Origin of the sequence: Methanococcoides seepicolus (assembly GCF_023684405.1) — an archaeon.
GTDB classification, from domain to species: Archaea; Halobacteriota; Methanosarcinia; order Methanosarcinales; family Methanosarcinaceae; genus Methanococcoides; species Methanococcoides seepicolus.
Window position 1 is genome coordinate 1 of the sequence record NZ_JAGSOI010000003.1, and the last position, 15,428, is coordinate 15,428.

18 protein-coding genes are annotated in these 15,428 nt (G+C 44.8%); 7 read left to right on the forward strand and 11 right to left on the reverse strand.

What is annotated here, in order from left to right; translation table 11 throughout:
* Positions 1–1,209 (forward strand): ferrous iron transporter B (locus KDK67_RS01085; protein WP_250866997.1); only part of this gene is annotated, 1,209 nt, incomplete at its 5' end.
* Between the two features lie 73 nt (positions 1,210–1,282).
* Positions 1,283–1,501, forward strand: a complete 219-nt coding sequence (locus KDK67_RS01090; RefSeq protein ID WP_250866998.1) for a hypothetical protein — start codon at positions 1,283–1,285, stop codon at positions 1,499–1,501.
* Positions 1,502–1,511: 10 nt separating this feature from the next.
* On the opposite strand, the gene KDK67_RS01095 is transcribed toward KDK67_RS01090, so the two are convergent.
* From KDK67_RS01095 to KDK67_RS01125, 7 genes are all read right to left on the reverse strand, one after another.
* Positions 1,512–2,297 carry a C15orf41 family protein gene (locus KDK67_RS01095; RefSeq protein WP_250866999.1) on the reverse strand — a complete coding sequence of 262 codons (786 nt, stop codon included), beginning with the start codon at positions 2,295–2,297 and terminating at the stop codon, positions 1,512–1,514.
* Between the two features lie 2 nt (positions 2,298–2,299).
* Entirely contained in the window at positions 2,300–2,932 is a 633-nt protein-coding gene (locus tag KDK67_RS01100; protein WP_250867000.1) for an endonuclease III domain-containing protein, read from the reverse strand.
* 122 nt (positions 2,933–3,054) lie between these two features.
* Positions 3,055–3,537 (reverse strand): hypothetical protein, encoded by a 483-nt coding sequence (locus KDK67_RS01105; RefSeq protein WP_250867001.1) that lies wholly within the window; start codon positions 3,535–3,537, stop codon positions 3,055–3,057.
* Positions 3,538–3,566: 29 nt separating this feature from the next.
* Positions 3,567–4,415, reverse strand: a complete 849-nt coding sequence (locus tag KDK67_RS01110; RefSeq protein ID WP_250867002.1) for a ribose-phosphate diphosphokinase — start codon at positions 4,413–4,415, stop codon at positions 3,567–3,569.
* Between the two features lie 82 nt (positions 4,416–4,497).
* Positions 4,498–4,977 carry a cyclic pyranopterin monophosphate synthase MoaC gene (gene moaC / locus KDK67_RS01115; RefSeq protein WP_420846914.1) on the reverse strand — a complete coding sequence of 160 codons (480 nt, stop codon included), beginning with the start codon at positions 4,975–4,977 and terminating at the stop codon, positions 4,498–4,500.
* 17 nt (positions 4,978–4,994) lie between these two features.
* Positions 4,995–5,174 (reverse strand): hypothetical protein, encoded by a 180-nt coding sequence (locus tag KDK67_RS01120; protein ID WP_250867004.1) that lies wholly within the window; start codon positions 5,172–5,174, stop codon positions 4,995–4,997.
* Between the two features lie 13 nt (positions 5,175–5,187).
* A complete protein-coding gene (locus tag KDK67_RS01125) occupies positions 5,188–6,633 on the reverse strand; it encodes an NAD(P)H-hydrate dehydratase (RefSeq protein WP_250867090.1) in 1,446 nt (481 codons plus the stop codon).
* Positions 6,634–6,830: 197 nt separating this feature from the next.
* On the opposite strand from KDK67_RS01125, the gene KDK67_RS01130 reads away from it, so the two are divergent.
* Genes KDK67_RS01130 through KDK67_RS01140 form a run of 3 tightly spaced genes read left to right on the forward strand, consistent with a single transcriptional unit; the run spans position 6,831 to position 10,355 of the window.
* Positions 6,831–8,279 (forward strand): DHH family phosphoesterase, encoded by a 1,449-nt coding sequence (locus tag KDK67_RS01130; RefSeq protein ID WP_250867091.1) that lies wholly within the window; start codon positions 6,831–6,833, stop codon positions 8,277–8,279.
* A 24-nt stretch (positions 8,280–8,303) separates the two neighbouring features.
* Positions 8,304–9,014 (forward strand): YkgJ family cysteine cluster protein, encoded by a 711-nt coding sequence (locus KDK67_RS01135; protein WP_250867005.1) that lies wholly within the window; start codon positions 8,304–8,306, stop codon positions 9,012–9,014.
* Positions 9,015–9,068: 54 nt separating this feature from the next.
* Positions 9,069–10,355: a 3-isopropylmalate dehydratase large subunit gene (locus KDK67_RS01140; protein ID WP_250867006.1), complete on the forward strand. Its 1,287-nt coding sequence runs from the start codon at positions 9,069–9,071 to the stop codon at positions 10,353–10,355.
* A gap of 175 nt (positions 10,356–10,530) precedes the next feature.
* Here KDK67_RS01140 and KDK67_RS01145 read toward each other — a convergent pair whose 3' ends face one another.
* Positions 10,531–10,935: a CBS domain-containing protein gene (locus KDK67_RS01145; protein WP_250867007.1), complete on the reverse strand. Its 405-nt coding sequence runs from the start codon at positions 10,933–10,935 to the stop codon at positions 10,531–10,533.
* Positions 10,936–11,203: 268 nt separating this feature from the next.
* On the opposite strand from KDK67_RS01145, the gene hisE reads away from it, so the two are divergent.
* A complete protein-coding gene (hisE, locus tag KDK67_RS01150; RefSeq protein ID WP_250867008.1) occupies positions 11,204–11,503 on the forward strand; it encodes a phosphoribosyl-ATP diphosphatase in 300 nt (99 codons plus the stop codon).
* Between the two features lie 7 nt (positions 11,504–11,510).
* On the opposite strand, the gene KDK67_RS01155 is transcribed toward hisE, so the two are convergent.
* The gene (locus tag KDK67_RS01155; RefSeq protein WP_250867009.1) at positions 11,511–12,386 is read right to left on the reverse strand and encodes a CBS domain-containing protein; all 876 of its coding nucleotides are present in this window, start codon (positions 12,384–12,386) and stop codon (positions 11,511–11,513) included.
* Between the two features lie 177 nt (positions 12,387–12,563).
* Here KDK67_RS01155 and KDK67_RS01160 point away from each other — a divergent pair, with 177 nt between their 5' ends.
* Positions 12,564–13,646 carry an NOG1 family protein gene (locus tag KDK67_RS01160; RefSeq protein WP_250867010.1) on the forward strand — a complete coding sequence of 361 codons (1,083 nt, stop codon included), beginning with the start codon at positions 12,564–12,566 and terminating at the stop codon, positions 13,644–13,646.
* A gap of 44 nt (positions 13,647–13,690) precedes the next feature.
* On the opposite strand, the gene KDK67_RS01165 is transcribed toward KDK67_RS01160, so the two are convergent.
* Positions 13,691–14,803, reverse strand: coding sequence for a pyridoxal phosphate-dependent aminotransferase (locus KDK67_RS01165; RefSeq protein ID WP_250867011.1), 1,113 nt, complete (start codon positions 14,801–14,803; stop codon positions 13,691–13,693).
* A gap of 12 nt (positions 14,804–14,815) precedes the next feature.
* A complete protein-coding gene (hxlB, locus tag KDK67_RS01170; protein ID WP_250867012.1) occupies positions 14,816–15,424 on the reverse strand; it encodes a 6-phospho-3-hexuloisomerase in 609 nt (202 codons plus the stop codon).
* Between the last annotated feature and the right edge of the window lie 4 nt (positions 15,425–15,428).

Consider the following 15,428-nt stretch of genomic DNA (forward strand, 5'->3'; position numbering starts at 1 on the left):
ATGTCCATTTCGGATACCATCGTGCGTGACCTTTACGGTGAAGCAGGTTATATCGTTGACAGGCTGACCACTCAGGTCGAACATAAGGTCACATTTAAAGAAAGGATCGATTCAGTACTCACTTCAGAATATGTGGGTATTACCGGACTTGTTGCTGCACTTCTATTGACGTTCTTTGTAGTTTTTACTGTGGGCGGTTTTCTCGAAGAGGGCATCGTTTCTCTGTTCGAGATATTTCTTATCTCTCCTGCAGAAAATCTGCTTGCAGGTTCACACCCTGTTCTCAGTAACGTTATCATCTATTCTCTTCTGGGGGTCGAGGCAGGGTTCGCTATCGCTATTCCCTACATTGCGGTGTTCTACGTGATACTGTCACTGTTCGAGGATTCCGGTTATTTGACAAGGGCAGCTTTCCTGCTTGATAACTGGACGCACAAGGTAGGGCTTCACGGCAGGGCCATCATTCCTCTGGTACTTGGTATGGGTTGTAATGTCCCGGCAATAATGTCTACACGCACCCTGAATACGATCCGTGAGAAAAGGATAGCATCTGTGCTGATAGCACTGACCCCATGTTCTGCAAGGACCGTGATCATAATTGGACTTGTGGGCACCTTTGTGGGATATTGGGCAGCTATTTCCATCTACGTGCTTGAGCTTGTGATCATCTTTGCTACCGGCTGGGTGCTCGGCAAAGGGCTTTCGGGAGAAAAGACCGGTCTTATAATGGAAATGGCCCCATTACGCAAGCCAGACCCAAGGGCTACTTTCCAGAAGACCTGGTTGCGTGTCCGTGAGTTCATGTATATTGCGTTTCCGTTGCTCGTAGCTGGAAGTGCATTACTTGGTCTGATCGATTCCCTTGGTGTTCTGGATGTGTTCCAGAATGCAGTGGAGCCGATCTCAGTAGGGATCTTTGGATTACCGGCATTTGCAGCAACTGCGCTTATCTTCGGTATCCTCAGGAAAGAAATGGCGTTGCAGATACTGGCGGTGCTTGCCGGAACTGCAAATTTTGCCATGGTACTCACGCCATTGCAAATGTACTCTTTCGCGGTCATTAGCACCATCTATATCCCATGCATTGCAACCATTGCAATACTAAAGCACGAGCTTGGATGGAAAGACACAACTGTGATATCTCTTTTCACCATTACACTCGCACTGGTCATCGGTGCATTGATAAACATGATCGGAATGAACTTTTAAGGCTTACATTTTGCATGTATCTATAATATTTACATCTCGGTAGGTTTTAATAGTACAAAACAAACTTATCTATATGACCCGTATCACAGCCACTACTGAAAAGCCAGCAATATCCGCGCTGATGGACATTTTCGAGATGAGCAACCTGCGTGCGCCGGGGTTCGACGAAGTATCTGACATGCTTGAGATGATGGGTACGCATGCCTCAATAATGGATGGTGCCGTGTCATATGAGGAAGAAGAGGTTGCCCACGTTCATACACTGAGCATCATGGACGTAAAAAGAAAGTGAGTTATTTTGTTCAAAGGGTCGAACTCAGAAGTTCGTCTATTTCTGCATCAATTTTTGCATCCAGGTCCATGTAAAAAGTGTGGTCACGTATAAGGTTGCCTTCAAATTCTATGGTATCAAGGTGGCCGTACCAGTAGATCACCATTCCTGTGCCATAGTCCCTTTCATAATGCTGGAACTGCTTTTTAAAATAGTAGGTGTGCTCCTTTTCATCCCCGAACATTGCCTTACTTTCTATCCACTCGATCTCAGTGCCATCAACATAGAGGGTCTTGTCAAGAAAAAAATCAGGTGTCTTCTGCATTCCTAGTTCTCTCAGGTCTTCTTCAGTGCTGTAACCTAACTTGTAGTGGTCAAGCCATTTGCCTATAATGTCCTCTCCCATCTTCCCTTTTACAACCTGAAGTGCATGGGCTTTGGGGGAGAAGAAATGGTCAGAGTTGGTCGCATCTTCTATTTCGATCGCAAGTCTTCTGTTGTCCAGTGTGGACAGATTCTTGAGGACATGCTTTTTAGAGTAACCCAGTTCCTTGATGATCACACTTGCCATTAAAGTAGCTGGGACATCATTATTCTGTGCCAGCGTATTGATGGTCATGCCCTTTTCCCAGAGGTATCGGAAGTTCTTTGCTTTATTCTGAAGCTGCCCCATCTTCCTTTTGACCTTTGAGACCGTTTTCTGATTGAGGATCGCTGCAATGACCCCTGTGCTTTCTTCAAATTCAATAGCTAATATATCTACATCTTCAAGGGTGTTCGCCCGCTGATATATCTGGAGGTAGGTCTCTTTTTCCATTTTCAGTCCTCTCCTTTTGATCCTTTGGTCAGTACACAGTCGTCACACTGTTTCTTTCCGCAGTAGCTCTTAGCATACTCCACTATCAATGCGTGGTATTCCTTATATAGCGACACATCTTCAGGAAGGTTCTTTTCAAACATCTCCTGAAGTTGCATATAATTGCCTTCAATACCGATACATTTCATGATGCGTGTCGTGTAAGCATCGATCACGAACTTCGGTTTATCAGCAGCGTAAAGAACAATACTATCAGCAGTCTCATTTCCCACACCATTGAGGGAAAGCATGAGGTTGCGCAACTGGGTTGTCGGCAAGGAAAATACATTATCTATTCCTTCCCTGGCAAAGAAGCCTGCAATACCTTTCAGACGTTTTGCTTTCTGTCGGTAAAAACCGCAACATCTGACAAGTTCTTCAATAAGTTCCAGTTCAGCTCTCGCAAGTTTTTCAGGTTCTATCAGATCATATTTCTTCAGACCTTCTATGGCCTTCTCGACATTGGTCCATTTTGTCTGTTGTGTCAGTATTGTGCCGATCACAACTTCAAAAGGAGTGTCAGCAGGCCACCATTGAAGATGTCCTATCTTTTCGAGGAGTGCCTCGTAGATATCACTGACATGTTCGTTTTTCATCTCATTTTATAGATGTTCTCCTATTATATAATCATTAAAGCTCTCTTCAATAAAGGCATAATGGAGGAAATATCCCTGTGAGATGAAGTTAATAATGAAGAAAAAATTAAGGTGGTAGATGTTTATTTCCAAAAATCCTTCTCATAATCTTCGGAAATATCTCCCAAGTCCATCATCTTGCTTAGCTTATCCTTTTTGTCGGCATCTTCTTTCGAAGGTGTGATCTCCCTGACCATTTCGGTTTTTGGGTCAGAAACATGTGATTCGATCACTGTGGTATTCTCTGATTCCATCACAATGGTTTCTCTTATCTCACTAATATGAGGGGCCATCTCTTTCTTCTCTTCAATGGTCTCTTTTTCTATAGTGAAAAGTTCTGGCGTATGCCTGTCGATCGTTGCTTCAGAGATACTCCCAAGTCGTCTGCGAGTCTCTTCCGCATAGGTGTCGCGAGTAGTTCCTATCTGATCGCTTTGTTTGTGAGTCCCGCGGTATCCGATGGAACAGTTCTCCTCGCCTGTACGCCAGTCTATGTGGTAGAGGTAGCATTGCTCTTTCTTACATCGGTGCTCGTTGTCCTGTGGGCATATATCGGGTAACGCCATGGTAAACCACTTCGGTATGATTATATTTCTCAGATGTTCTTCAGGAAATCAGCGATAAGCGGAGCAACACTGATGCTGCTTTGTGCTTTTTCAAGAGTGTCCGATGCGATGATCTCATGGACGCCAGCATTGTAAAGCCTTAAGACACCGTTCTTGGTAAGCACAGGATGCACGCATGCGATGTAAACATCTTTGGCGCCCTGGCTACGAAGCAGTTTTATGGACTCTGCCATAGTGCCTCCTGTGGCAATCATATCGTCTATGAGAATGATCTCTTTCCCTGTGACATCGATGTTCTTCGTCTTGATAGTTACAGTGTCCCCGGAATGTCTGGTCTTTTCAAGGTAATCGTACTCGATCCCTACATCCGCTGCGGCACTTTCTGCAAGGGCAATAGCTCCTTTGTCAGGTGCGATGATAAGCGGATCTTCCAGACCCAGTGATCTGATGTAATTCCCTATCAAATGGGATGCGTCAAGGTCAAAGGAATCCGCATTGAAATGTTCTAGTACGCTCTTCTCATGAATATTGACCGTGATGACCCTGTCAGCATGGATAGTCCGTGCAATAGCACGTGCACTGATAGCTTCTCCAGACCTGAACGCCTTATCCTGTCTTGCATAACCCATGTAAGGTATAACCACTGTGATCGTGGGTGCATCCTCACAGGCATCGATAAGCTGTAACAGAGATACAAGGTCTGCGTCTGTGGGTGTGCTCTGTATAATGGTCACATCATCGACAATATCTTCGAGTATCCTTGTATAGACCTCTCCGTCGGGGAAACGGTTGAATTCGCAAAGGGTTGGTTCCATATTTAGTTCTCTTGCCACACGTGATGCAAGTAACTGTGATGCAGGTCCTGCTATGATCTTCAAATGATGTACCTCTCTTGTCTCGTTTTGTAGTAATCGAATTATCAGCCAATGAACTTTCCTATCTACATTGAACCATTAAAAGTCATTGGTTTGTAATGATCTCTTTCACTTTCCTTACAACATGGATGTTCTCAATTGCAGTTGATGGGTAATTGCCGGTATTGTCCTTTTCAGCAGACTTTACCATGTCCCATACCGTGAGAAGTGCAACTGAAACCCCTGTAAGTGCTTCCATTTCAACACCTGTTCTGCCCACGGACCTTACTTCAACATTGGCAGTAACATCACCTTCGCCGATCTCAAATTCCACATCTACGGAAGTTATCGGTATCTGGTGGCACATCGGAATCAGGTCCGGCGTTCTCTTTACTGCAAGTATGGCAGCGGTCCTCGCTGTGGCAAGGACGTTTCCTTTTTCCACACTTCCACTGCGTATCTTCTCGGCAGTTTCTCCATGAAGTTTTATTTTTCCGGAAGCTGTCGCATACCTGACAACCGTGTCTTTGTTACTTATGTCGACCATGTAAGCACGGTCATCTTTAATGTGACTGAATTCCTGCATTAACATTTCTCCAATATTTAATCGATACGCACCTGTTTCCTCTGGTCATAATCAAGAATTGCATCCTGCATTTTTGACATGAGTTCCCGTGCTTCAGGGATCGAGAGCTTGACAATTTCCTCGTCCTCTCCATGACTTACTACTACACGAAGCCGGTTCCTTTCGATATCGACTATTATTTTTCTTTCTGTATCCATATTCCCACTCCCTTTATTTCATTACTTCTGTTATCATATCAATAATATCTGTTGCAAGCAACCCGTGCCCCCACCTTTCAAAAGCAAGGTCTCCGGCTACTCCATTGATATAAGCTGCACCACATGCCGCATCCATCGCAGGCGCAATTGCAAAAAGAGCCCCTGTTATTCCGGCAAGAACATCTCCTGTGCCGCCGACCGTCATTCCCGGATTTCCGGTATGATTGATGGCGACCCGCTCTCCGTTGCTTATGTGGTCCTCTTTACCCTTAAGCAGGACAGTTACATTGTTCTTCTTTGAGAACTCAAGTGCGTCCTCTTTACCATTTCCGCCCAGTGCAGTAAATTCTCCTGCATGTGGCGTGATGATCATCTCAATGTCTTCTGGCACAGGAAGGGCTATCCCGTAAAGTCCGTCTGCATCGACAACCACTTTTTTGCAAAGGGGAACGATCTTCGAGACAGTATCTTTCGTCCGCTCGTCCCTTCCGAGTCCCATTCCCATGACCACTACGTCATGGCCTTCTATGAGTTTGGCAACGGTGTCAATATCCTTCTCACACAGGATATTGGAAGAAAGAGCTTTCACAATGATGTTCGGTGAGAAGGAAGCTATGATGTCTGCAACATTTGCAGGGGCTGCCACTGTCACTATGTCTGCACCGGTACGCAATGCTGCCATGGCAGTGAGTGCAGGAGCACCGGAGTAAGGCCCGCCTCCGATAATGAGCATCCTTCCATGTTGCCCTTTGTGGCTATCCCTGGATCTTGTTCGGAATGCAGCGATATCCCCTTTTCCAACGTATGTCTCAGCATCCTCACAAACTCCTATGTTGATGACCTTGACCTCGGATGTGTATTCTTTAGCATGGTCTGATGCCAGTCCCTTTTTCATCCTGTGAAAAGTGAGAGTAATATCCGCACGTACCGATCTATCGAATTTCCCTCCCTCGGGATCGAATCCTGAAGGTACATCAACAGCAACTACCGGGACCTTTGAATCGTTGATAAGGTCTATCACTGTTGCTTCAGTTTCCCTTAACTTTCCGGTGATGCCTGTTCCCAGTAATGCATCCACTATCAGGTCTGCGTCGTCAAGCCATCTAGTTGCTTTAAGCTGTTGGGGATCTGTTATCTCAATGAACCCCTCAATTCTACAATGTTCAAGAAGAGCGAAATTGTGCATTGAATCCTGGGTCCTTATTCCCGAAGCCGATCCAATGAGTGCAATATTGACTGTAATTGCAGGGTCGTATACCAGATGTCTGGCAGCAACAAAAGCATCGCCTCCGTTATTCCCCCTTCCTGCAACGATGAGCACATTTCCTTTTTGAATGCGTTCCTTCACTTCATGGGCAATGGCAGCTCCGGCATTTTCCATAAGCTGGAGTCCTTTTAATCCCAAGTGCTCGCAATTCTCATCGATCGTTTTCATTCTTGAAGTTGTGATCCCCTTCATGTTCTTCATATATTCTTCTGTTTGCATCGTATTTAGTTCTATCAATCTGGTTATTTTGACTTCAATGAGTACGGATTGGGTATGTCTTCATTTCCGGTGGAAGCGTTCATGTATATATACGTTTTCCGAAAGACGCTTAATAGCGAACAATTAATTATAGCTTACGAGGAGGTATCAATATACCCACTTTGAAAGAAATAGATGTCCCGGACAAGAAGTGGCAAAATCCCACTTATCTGATCTTGGGAAGTGGCAGTATCGGTTTTGCTGTCGCAAAGGAGCTCCGTGAGCTCGATAAAGACCTTATAATCGTTGATAAGGATTCGCAAAAAGTTGAAACGTTACGCGAAGATGCGTATGAGGCCATTGCAGGGGATATTTCTGACCCTGAGGTCTACAAACAATTGAACCTCAAAGAGCTTACAGGCGTTCTTGTTCTTAGTTCTGACAATGAGGCCAACAAAAAGGCACTTGAGATAATACCCACTTTGGGTATAAATGATGCTTATTGTGTGGCAAGGGCATCTGATGCCATCAATCTGCAGGAGATGGAAGCTCTCGGTGCAGACCTTGTGTTGATGCCATCCCGATTGGTTGCAAAATCGCTTGCAAGATCGCTTGGACGTGCAGAGGTTGTTCACCGTGGGAACAAGCTGTCCCAATGGTTCAAGGATATGTCCGGCAATGCACTTGCTATCGTAGTTCATGACAATCCCGATCCGGATGCTATTTCCAGTGCACTTGCACTGCAAAAGATCGCGGATTCATTTGATGTTAAGTCCTCTATATTGTATCATGGTGAGATCGGACATCAGGAGAACAAGGCATTCGTGAATCTACTGGGTATCGACCTTAACAGAATGGAAGAGCATAGCCTTTCTGATTTTTCTGATATCGCAATGGTGGATTGTGCGGTTCCGGGAGCTAATAATATGTTATCTCCTGGAATGCATCTCGGTATCGTTCTGGACCATCATCCACTGGGGGACTCGGATATCGATGCTGATTTTGTGGATATTCGTCCTAATGTGGGAGCATCTGCAACGATCCTTACCAAATATCTGCAGGAATTGAACATCGAGATCGAACAGGTTCTTGCAACTGCTTTGCTTTACGGTATCAGGACCGATACCTTGGATTTCAAGAGGAATACCGATTCAGCAGATCTTTCTGCAGCTGCTTACCTTTACCCATTGGCGGACCATGAAATACTTGACCAGCTCGAACGCCCTTCAATGTCGATCGAGACGCTTGATATTCTGGGAAAGGCTATTCTTAACAAGCAGGTCATTGGTAGCTATCTGTTGTCGAACGTTGGTGTCATAAGGGACCGCGATGCCCTTCCGCAGGCATCGGATTACCTTCTCAGCCTTGAAGGCATCTCCACGTCTATTGTTTTCGGTGTGTCCGATGACCGTATCTTCATCTCAGGTCGAAGCAATGACATCAGGATAAATCTCGGGGAGGTCCTTAGGCGTGCGTTCGGAGAAAAGGCTGCTGGAGGTCACTCCAATGCAGCAGGGGCCCAGATCCCGCTTGGTGTGTTCAGTGATATAAAGGATAGGCAGACACTTCTCAGACTTGTCAATGAGGCGGTTGTTAAGAAATTCCTTAACGCGGTCGGTGTTGATGAGAATACGGAATGAGCTTGAATAATTTGTAGGCTGATCATGTTCTCGGATTATAGGCAGCGTCTTGTCAATGAACTCAAAGAAGAGCTTGAAGCTGCCGAAAATATTTCTTGTGAAGATCTGGCATCGCAGATACGTAGTATCGGTTTTACCTGTTCCATGTGTGGTAAATGCTGTAGGCGTTCCTGTGGGGACAATCGCGTTTTTTTGACATCTTCTGACATTCGTTCATTGCAGGACTGCTCCCTTGACGATGCGGTCTTCCCAATGTTGCCTGATATGTCTGATGTTTCTTTTGCAGATGCTGTGAATGAGTATTCACATGAGTTAGAAGTGGACTCTCAGGGCCGGTATCATACGTTTGGATGGATGCTGAAAAGGAAGGCGAATGGCAATTGTTCTTTTATTGGTGAGGATGGTAGCAACAGGTGTGGCATCTATGGTAGCAGGCCGATGCTTTGTGGGACCTATCCTTTCTATGTCGAGTGTGGCAAGTTGCTGACCTCTGAATGTGAGGGGTTGGGAAAGCCTATTTCCGATGAGGATGCTGTTTTGCTCGCAAAGGGCCTGCTGGACAGGTATGTTACTGAGCTGAAAGATACTGTTCTCCTTTATGAGAAATTCGAGGCCAATGATGCCTCTTCTCATACTATCGCCATCTCTAAGGGTTCTTCAGATGTCGATGAGGTCCTTTTTATTGTGCACGATCATAATGGGAACTCGGAGTTTGCAATTAAATTGAATAAGTGAAGCTGCTAATCGATTGTTTTATTTATAAGGTACTCATTAAATGCAGTGATTACCATGTCCAATACTAATGATCATCCAATGACGATCTCTGAGAAGATCTTTTCAAAAGCTTCAGGAAAAACGGTTAAAGCCGGGGATTTCGTACTTGCGAACATCGACCGTGCAATGACTCACGATATCACTGGTCCCCTTGCAGTAGATGGTTTTTATGACATCATGCGTGACAAGGAAGAGAAAAAGGTGTGGGACCCAAGCAAGATCGTGATAGTCTTTGACCATCAGGTTCCTGCTGATTCTCTCAATGCTTCTGCAAACCATATCATGCTCAGGAAGTTTGCAAAGGAACAGGGAATTCTGAACTATGATGTCTATGAGGGCGTATGCCATCAGGTCATGCCTGAAATGGGTCATGTAAGGCCTGGTGACCTTATTGTGGGGTCTGATTCCCATACTTGTGCATACGGGTCTCTTGGTGCATTCTCTACAGGTGTCGGTTCTACTGATATGGCAGCGGTGTTTGCATCAGGTAAGCTCTGGTTCAGGGTCCCTGAGACCATCAGGTTCGAAGCCAATGGAAAGCTTCCAAAACACGTCTATTCAAAGGACCTTATACTGCACATGATAGGTGATGTCGGTGCAGAAGGTGCAAGATATATGGCTGCTGAGTATGCGGGTTCCACCATTGAAGGCCTTACGATGTCCGAGCGTATGACCATTTCCAATATGGCAATTGAAATGGGCGGTAAAGCAGGTATCATTGAAGCTGACAAGACCACAGAGGCATATCTTAAGGAGCGCATTCCTGACTATGAGTTCGATCCATACTGGAAGTCCGATGAGGATGCCGAATATGCTGAGTTCCATGATTATGATGTTTCCGATCTTGAGCCACAGGTGGCATGTCCTCACAACGTGGACAATGTAAAACCGGTCTCTGAAGTGGAAGGTACAAAGGTCGATCAGGTATTCGTAGGTTCATGTACCAACGGTCGCTTTGAGGACATCAAGATCGTGGCTGAGATGATGGGTGACGAGCCTGTTGCAAAGGATGTACGTCTTTTGATCATCCCTGCATCAAGGACCGAGTATATGAAAGTGCTGCGTGCAGGATACGTGGAGCAGTTCATGGAAGCCGGTGCAATTGTGGAATCACCATGCTGTGGACCATGTATGGGCGGTTCCTTTGGTCTGCTTGGTGACGGTGAAGTGGGACTTGCAACATCCAACCGTAACTTCAGAGGAAGGGAAGGCAGCCCTGAATCATTCGTATATCTTAGTTCACCTGCAACAGCTGCAGCATCTGCACTGACCGGTGTGATAACTGACCCAAGAAATATCTGAGATATCTCTCAGTTCTTTTTTATAAGTTGACCAAAAAAGATATATTAGAATATTGATAATTGGGGGTTCGACGTTGGTATAAACCAACAACAATTCCGTCATATTGTGTTCGGATTACACACCAACGTCAATACACCTTATTTTATTTCTTCATTATTTTAGCGAGCTGTTTCTTTTATTTCCAGAACAGCTCTTTTATGATATCGCTGGAGCTGATGATGCCTATTGGTCTGTAGGATGCTCCAACAGTCTCTTCTGACATGACTATCAGGCGGTGTACTCTTTTATCGACCATCATGTCAGCAACATCGTGAACGGTTGCATTTGGACTGACGGTTTCAACCGAATCTGACATCAGGTCTTCCACAGATGATAGTTCCCAGTTCTTATCCTTCATCCGTCCTAAGATGTCAATATCAGATATGATCCCAAAGGTCTCACCGCCGTCCTCTATGGCCACAACTGTGGATACGTTCTGGTCAGCCATCACCTTTGCTATCTCTACCGCATTCGACTCAAAAGGTACCGTCACTACTCCCCTTGTCATTACGTCCTTAACCTGTATACTTTCTGCTATCAAGATATCTTCCTCCCTTGTGTCTAAAAACGATTTGTCTGCCAATACGGGTGGCTTCAAAAATACTACAATATTTATTTTGAGAGTTTAGCTATAAATAAACATCGGATAGTTGCATGATGTCTTCAATGGCATATTGGGGAATATTATATGTGGGAGGGGGATGATATGCGTAAATATCATTGAAATCCTTTTTAATGATGTAATCCTATTAGCTAAATAGACTGGGTACTACGATCCTAAAATTTATGTTCAATATAGAGGTTTTCCAATGACTGATGCAGATATGTCTGTTCTGAACGAAGTATTCGATGTGATAATGGACCGCAAGAACAATCCTGTGGAGGGTTCTTATGTTTGTTCTCTTCTTGATCACAGGAAAGGTATAAACAAAGTGCTCGAAAAAGTAGGTGAGGAAACTGCTGAAACGATCCTTGCTGTCAAGGATAATGACCGGGCTGAGATAATCTATGAAACCTCTGATCTGTTGTTCCATCTGCTGGTAATGCTTGCAGCTACTGACATTACTCTTGAGGATATTGCTGAAGAAATGAAAAAAAGAAGGCATTAAGGTCATATCAGTATATGACCAGTTCATGCAATACATCTGTTCTTGATATCATTCCTCTTGGAACTCCATCAATGGTTACGATAAGCCTTCCAATGTTGTGTTCATCGAACATATGAGCTGCATCACTAAGGGATGATTCGCCATCTATTGTAATGACATTCTTTGTCATTATGTCCTTTATTTTCAGGGTCATCTTCCCGCTTGCAAGGGTTTCTCCTATGTCCATGAAAGTTACTATTCCAACTATCTTTCCATTATCTTCCACTGGGGCGCCGTGTATCTTGTTCGTTATAAAGATCCGGGCAGCTTCTTGTATAGTGGAATTCGGTTCTACCGAAATGGTGTCTTTTTTAATATAATGTTTGATGGATTTCTTTGGTAGGGATACCATTTCCGTTATTTCAAAAAGAAGTAAGTTCTCAGTATCGTCCCGGCCAACTACATCTCCCCTTACTATAAGTCGGTTCACAGGGGTTGGTCCTACTTGGACTCGATCTCCACTGTTGAATGCCTTGATGTTCCCAAGCACTTTTATCCTGCCATTGCACAGGTCAGGATGCCTCACTGTTGTAAAACTGATCTCTGCAACAGTGGCACCTTTTACTATCGTTTCATTTTTGTAGATGGGAACTTCTGCTTCCTTGTCCATTGCAGTGACGTTCAGGGCTTCGTATGCATCACCGGTTGCTCTGTATCCACCTTTTGGACCCGGAACTCCCTCTACAAGTCCCAGCATTTTTAGTGATTGCATCTGATTCCTGACAGTCCCCGGATTCCTGTCTATTAACTCGGCGATCTCCTCACCTTTAACTGCTGATGCCTTCTGACGCTGAAGGTTGATCAATTCAATGATTATCTCTTTTTGAATGGGGGTTAATTCCATAAGCTCACCGTTATCTCCTAGTGGATTTATCTGAATAGGACTATATATACATGTTGTAAGAATTGCAATGAATGATAATTAATAATCTTTTTATTTAGAGGGCTATACTTCGAGGAACACTAATATATAGCTTATGCGAGTTTGAAGCTGATTATAGCTAATTATAGGTAAAAGATCATGATATTTGAGAAGATTCACACGGTTCCGACTTCGGACGAGCTTATTGATAAAGCATTTCGGAGAGCAGCGCGTGCAAAGGCAGGAAAGACGGTAAGGGATAGGGACGGTGCAATGAAAGCACATGAGTCTATGATAATGACCTCTGGGAATATCCTATCTGATAATCTTGCAAATACTGTCAGGCGTTTTCCAAACTTTGATGATCTTTCGGATTTTTATTATGAACTTACTGATATCGTAGTAGGTATCGATGACCTTCGTATCGCTCTTGGTTCTGCTGACTGGGCAAGTAACAAGATCCATGAGATCTCAAGGGAATATGTGGGTAAGATAAGAAAAAGCAAGGACCCGGTTAAGACCCGAAAAGAGGCATTTGGCCGTATGAGTTCTGTGATAGGTTCTATTAGTAAGCATCTTATTTTCCTGAACGAAGCCCGTAATATCATGAGGAAGTTCCCGGATGTACGGGAGGAACCTACAATTGTAGTCGCAGGTTATCCTAACGTTGGGAAATCAAGCTTTGTTGCAATGGTCACCGGTGCAAAGCCGGAAATAGCTTCCTATCCTTTTACGACAAAGGGTGTTCTTATCGGACATTTCGAAAGGAACCATGACAGGTATCAGGTAATTGATACTCCTGGTCTTCTTGACAGGCCGATGTCTGAAAGGAACGAGGTGGAACTTCAGGCGATCACTGCGATAAAACATCTTGATGCAGTTGTACTTTTCATTCTCGATGCAAGTGAGACATGCGGTTACGAGATCGCTGATCAGAAACGTCTTCTTGATGAAGTCGTGGCAAACTTTGAAATGCCGGTCTATGTTGTTGCGAACAAGTGTGACCATGATCTCTTCAAAATACCTGATTTCGTTGATGTGAAAATGTCAACCGCAACAGGTGAGAATCTCGATTCTATCGTCGACAGGCTAGTTGAGATGATCGAAGAGACCAAAAATGAGAAGGAAGCAAAAGAAGCGGCTGAAGAAGCAGCTAGAGAACTAAGCGAAGAAATGGCTGAAGAAGCAGCTAAATTAAGCGAAGAATTGGGTGAAGAACTCGATAAAGCCGATCTTAAATGAACTTCAAGATCTAATAAAAATGAACAGGTCCTTTATAGGACTGTTCAGAGTACTTTTTCCATTATCTGTAAAGCTCTTTTTATCTCATCCATTGATGTTGCATAAGACATTCGTATGTAGCCATCTCCGTTCTCACCAAAAGCTGTTCCTGGTACGACAACTACTCCGTTAGCTACCAGCTTAGTGGCAACTTCGGTGCTGTTCTCCACTTTTGGGAATATGTAGAATGCGCCTTTTGGGGGTTCACATTCCATTCCCAGTGCATTGACGCCTTCAACAAGGAAATCCCTGCGTCTTTTGAACTCATCGCGCATTGTATAAACAAAGTCCTGCGGGCCGGTAATGGCGGCAAGAGCTGCTTTTTGTGCAATGGAGTTCGCGCATGCCTGCACGTATTGATGGACCTTTAGCATCTGCTCGGTATATTCTTGGTTCGCAGCAGTGTATCCGACACGCCATCCGGTCATTGCATATGTCTTTGAGACCGCATTGACCGTTATGACATTGTCAGTGAACTTTGCAGGGCTGACGTGCTCTCCTTCGTAAAGGAAATGCTCGTAGACCTCATCGGAGATCAGCGTGATGTCATTATCGTCTGCTATCTCGGCATAGGCCTTGATGTCGTTTTTTGAAAGCACTCCTCCGGTGGGATTGCAAGGGGAGTTCACGATGACCGCCTTTGTTCTGGGGGTGATCTTCTCCATTACATCTTCCGGTCTCATGGTAAGACCTTCTCCCAGCGGGACTCCGATTACCTTTCCGCCCATGAAGCCTGCAAGGGCATTATAGGATACGAATCCCGGGTCGGAGATGATTATCTCATCTCCCGGATCAACGAGTGCTGCGATGGCTATTTCCAGCGCTTCGGATGCACCTGAGGTAACGATAATACCGTCAGTACTCACCTCGAAACCATTCTCTTCCCGGAACTTCTGGCTTAACGCTTCCCTTAGTTCAATGATCCCGGCACCGTACGTGTATCCGGTAAATCCTTCGTTAATGGCATCGATGGCCGCTTGCCGAATATGGTCGGGCGTATCAAAATCCGGTTGCCCAAGTCCCAGATTGACCGCATCTGAACCGGCAGCCTCGAACATCTTTCTGATACCTGATATATCAACATCGAGAACACGTTGTGCAAATCCTCTGCCGCTCATGATGTCTTCCCCTTACTCAAGTTTAGCATGACGTGACTTAAGATCGTCCTCGGATGCTCCGGTAATGGAGATAAGCTCTGCAATAACGGCATCAAGGAATACCATGGATGATATCTCAAAAGAAGTTCCCAGGGGCGTGAGATTTGAATAGTCTCCGCGCATATGCCTTTCAAGGTATCCGCCAGTATCTTCCTTTGTCCTCCCCTTGATTTCCATGGTGACATCTGAAAGATTGCCGAGTGTGGAATCGCTGTTGGATGTAATGGTGATGAGCTTTGATCCGATATCCTTTGTGATCTTTCCAAGATTGGAGATCGATTTCGTTTCTCCTGATCCGGATATTGTGACAACTACGTCTCCTGGGTGAACCGCAGGTGTAGTGGATTCTCCGACCACGTAGGACTTCAGACCAAGATGCATCAGACGCATTGCAAATGCCTTTCCTACAAGACCTGATCTTCCCGCACCCATCACGAATATGCCGTCCGCATCAAGGATGGTTGCTATCATATTTCTGATACTTTCCTTGTCAAGGTCGCTGGCAACACTTTCGAGGTGGTGTGCCATAAGCTGCATGGATGAGACCAAATGCTCACATTTTATTGAAGATACGTCTTTCATAAAT

Bases quoted from the DNA above. Each gene is read 5' to 3' on its own strand.
- KDK67_RS01140 (WP_250867006.1), top strand. From the start codon at position 9,069: ATGTCCAATACTAATGATCATCCAATGACGATCTCTGAGAAGATCTTT.
- KDK67_RS01090 (WP_250866998.1), top strand. From the start codon at position 1,283: ATGACCCGTATCACAGCCACTACTGAAAAGCCAGCAATATCCGCGCTG.
- moaC (WP_420846914.1), bottom strand. From the start codon at position 4,977: ATGCAGGAATTCAGTCACATTAAAGATGACCGTGCTTACATGGTCGAC.
- KDK67_RS01125 (WP_250867090.1), bottom strand. From the start codon at position 6,633: ATGAAGGGGATCACAACTTCAAGAATGAAAACGATCGATGAGAATTGC.
- KDK67_RS01155 (WP_250867009.1), bottom strand. From the start codon at position 12,386: ATGGAATTAACCCCCATTCAAAAAGAGATAATCATTGAATTGATCAAC.
- KDK67_RS01105 (WP_250867001.1), bottom strand. From the start codon at position 3,537: ATGGCGTTACCCGATATATGCCCACAGGACAACGAGCACCGATGTAAG.
- hxlB (WP_250867012.1), bottom strand. From the start codon at position 15,424: ATGAAAGACGTATCTTCAATAAAATGTGAGCATTTGGTCTCATCCATG.
- KDK67_RS01100 (WP_250867000.1), bottom strand. From the start codon at position 2,932: ATGAAAAACGAACATGTCAGTGATATCTACGAGGCACTCCTCGAAAAG.
- KDK67_RS01095 (WP_250866999.1), bottom strand. From the start codon at position 2,297: ATGGAAAAAGAGACCTACCTCCAGATATATCAGCGGGCGAACACCCTT.
- KDK67_RS01120 (WP_250867004.1), bottom strand. From the start codon at position 5,174: ATGGATACAGAAAGAAAAATAATAGTCGATATCGAAAGGAACCGGCTT.
- KDK67_RS01135 (WP_250867005.1), top strand. From the start codon at position 8,304: ATGTTCTCGGATTATAGGCAGCGTCTTGTCAATGAACTCAAAGAAGAG.
- hisE (WP_250867008.1), top strand. From the start codon at position 11,204: ATGACTGATGCAGATATGTCTGTTCTGAACGAAGTATTCGATGTGATA.
- KDK67_RS01160 (WP_250867010.1), top strand. From the start codon at position 12,564: ATGATATTTGAGAAGATTCACACGGTTCCGACTTCGGACGAGCTTATT.
- KDK67_RS01165 (WP_250867011.1), bottom strand. From the start codon at position 14,803: ATGAGCGGCAGAGGATTTGCACAACGTGTTCTCGATGTTGATATATCA.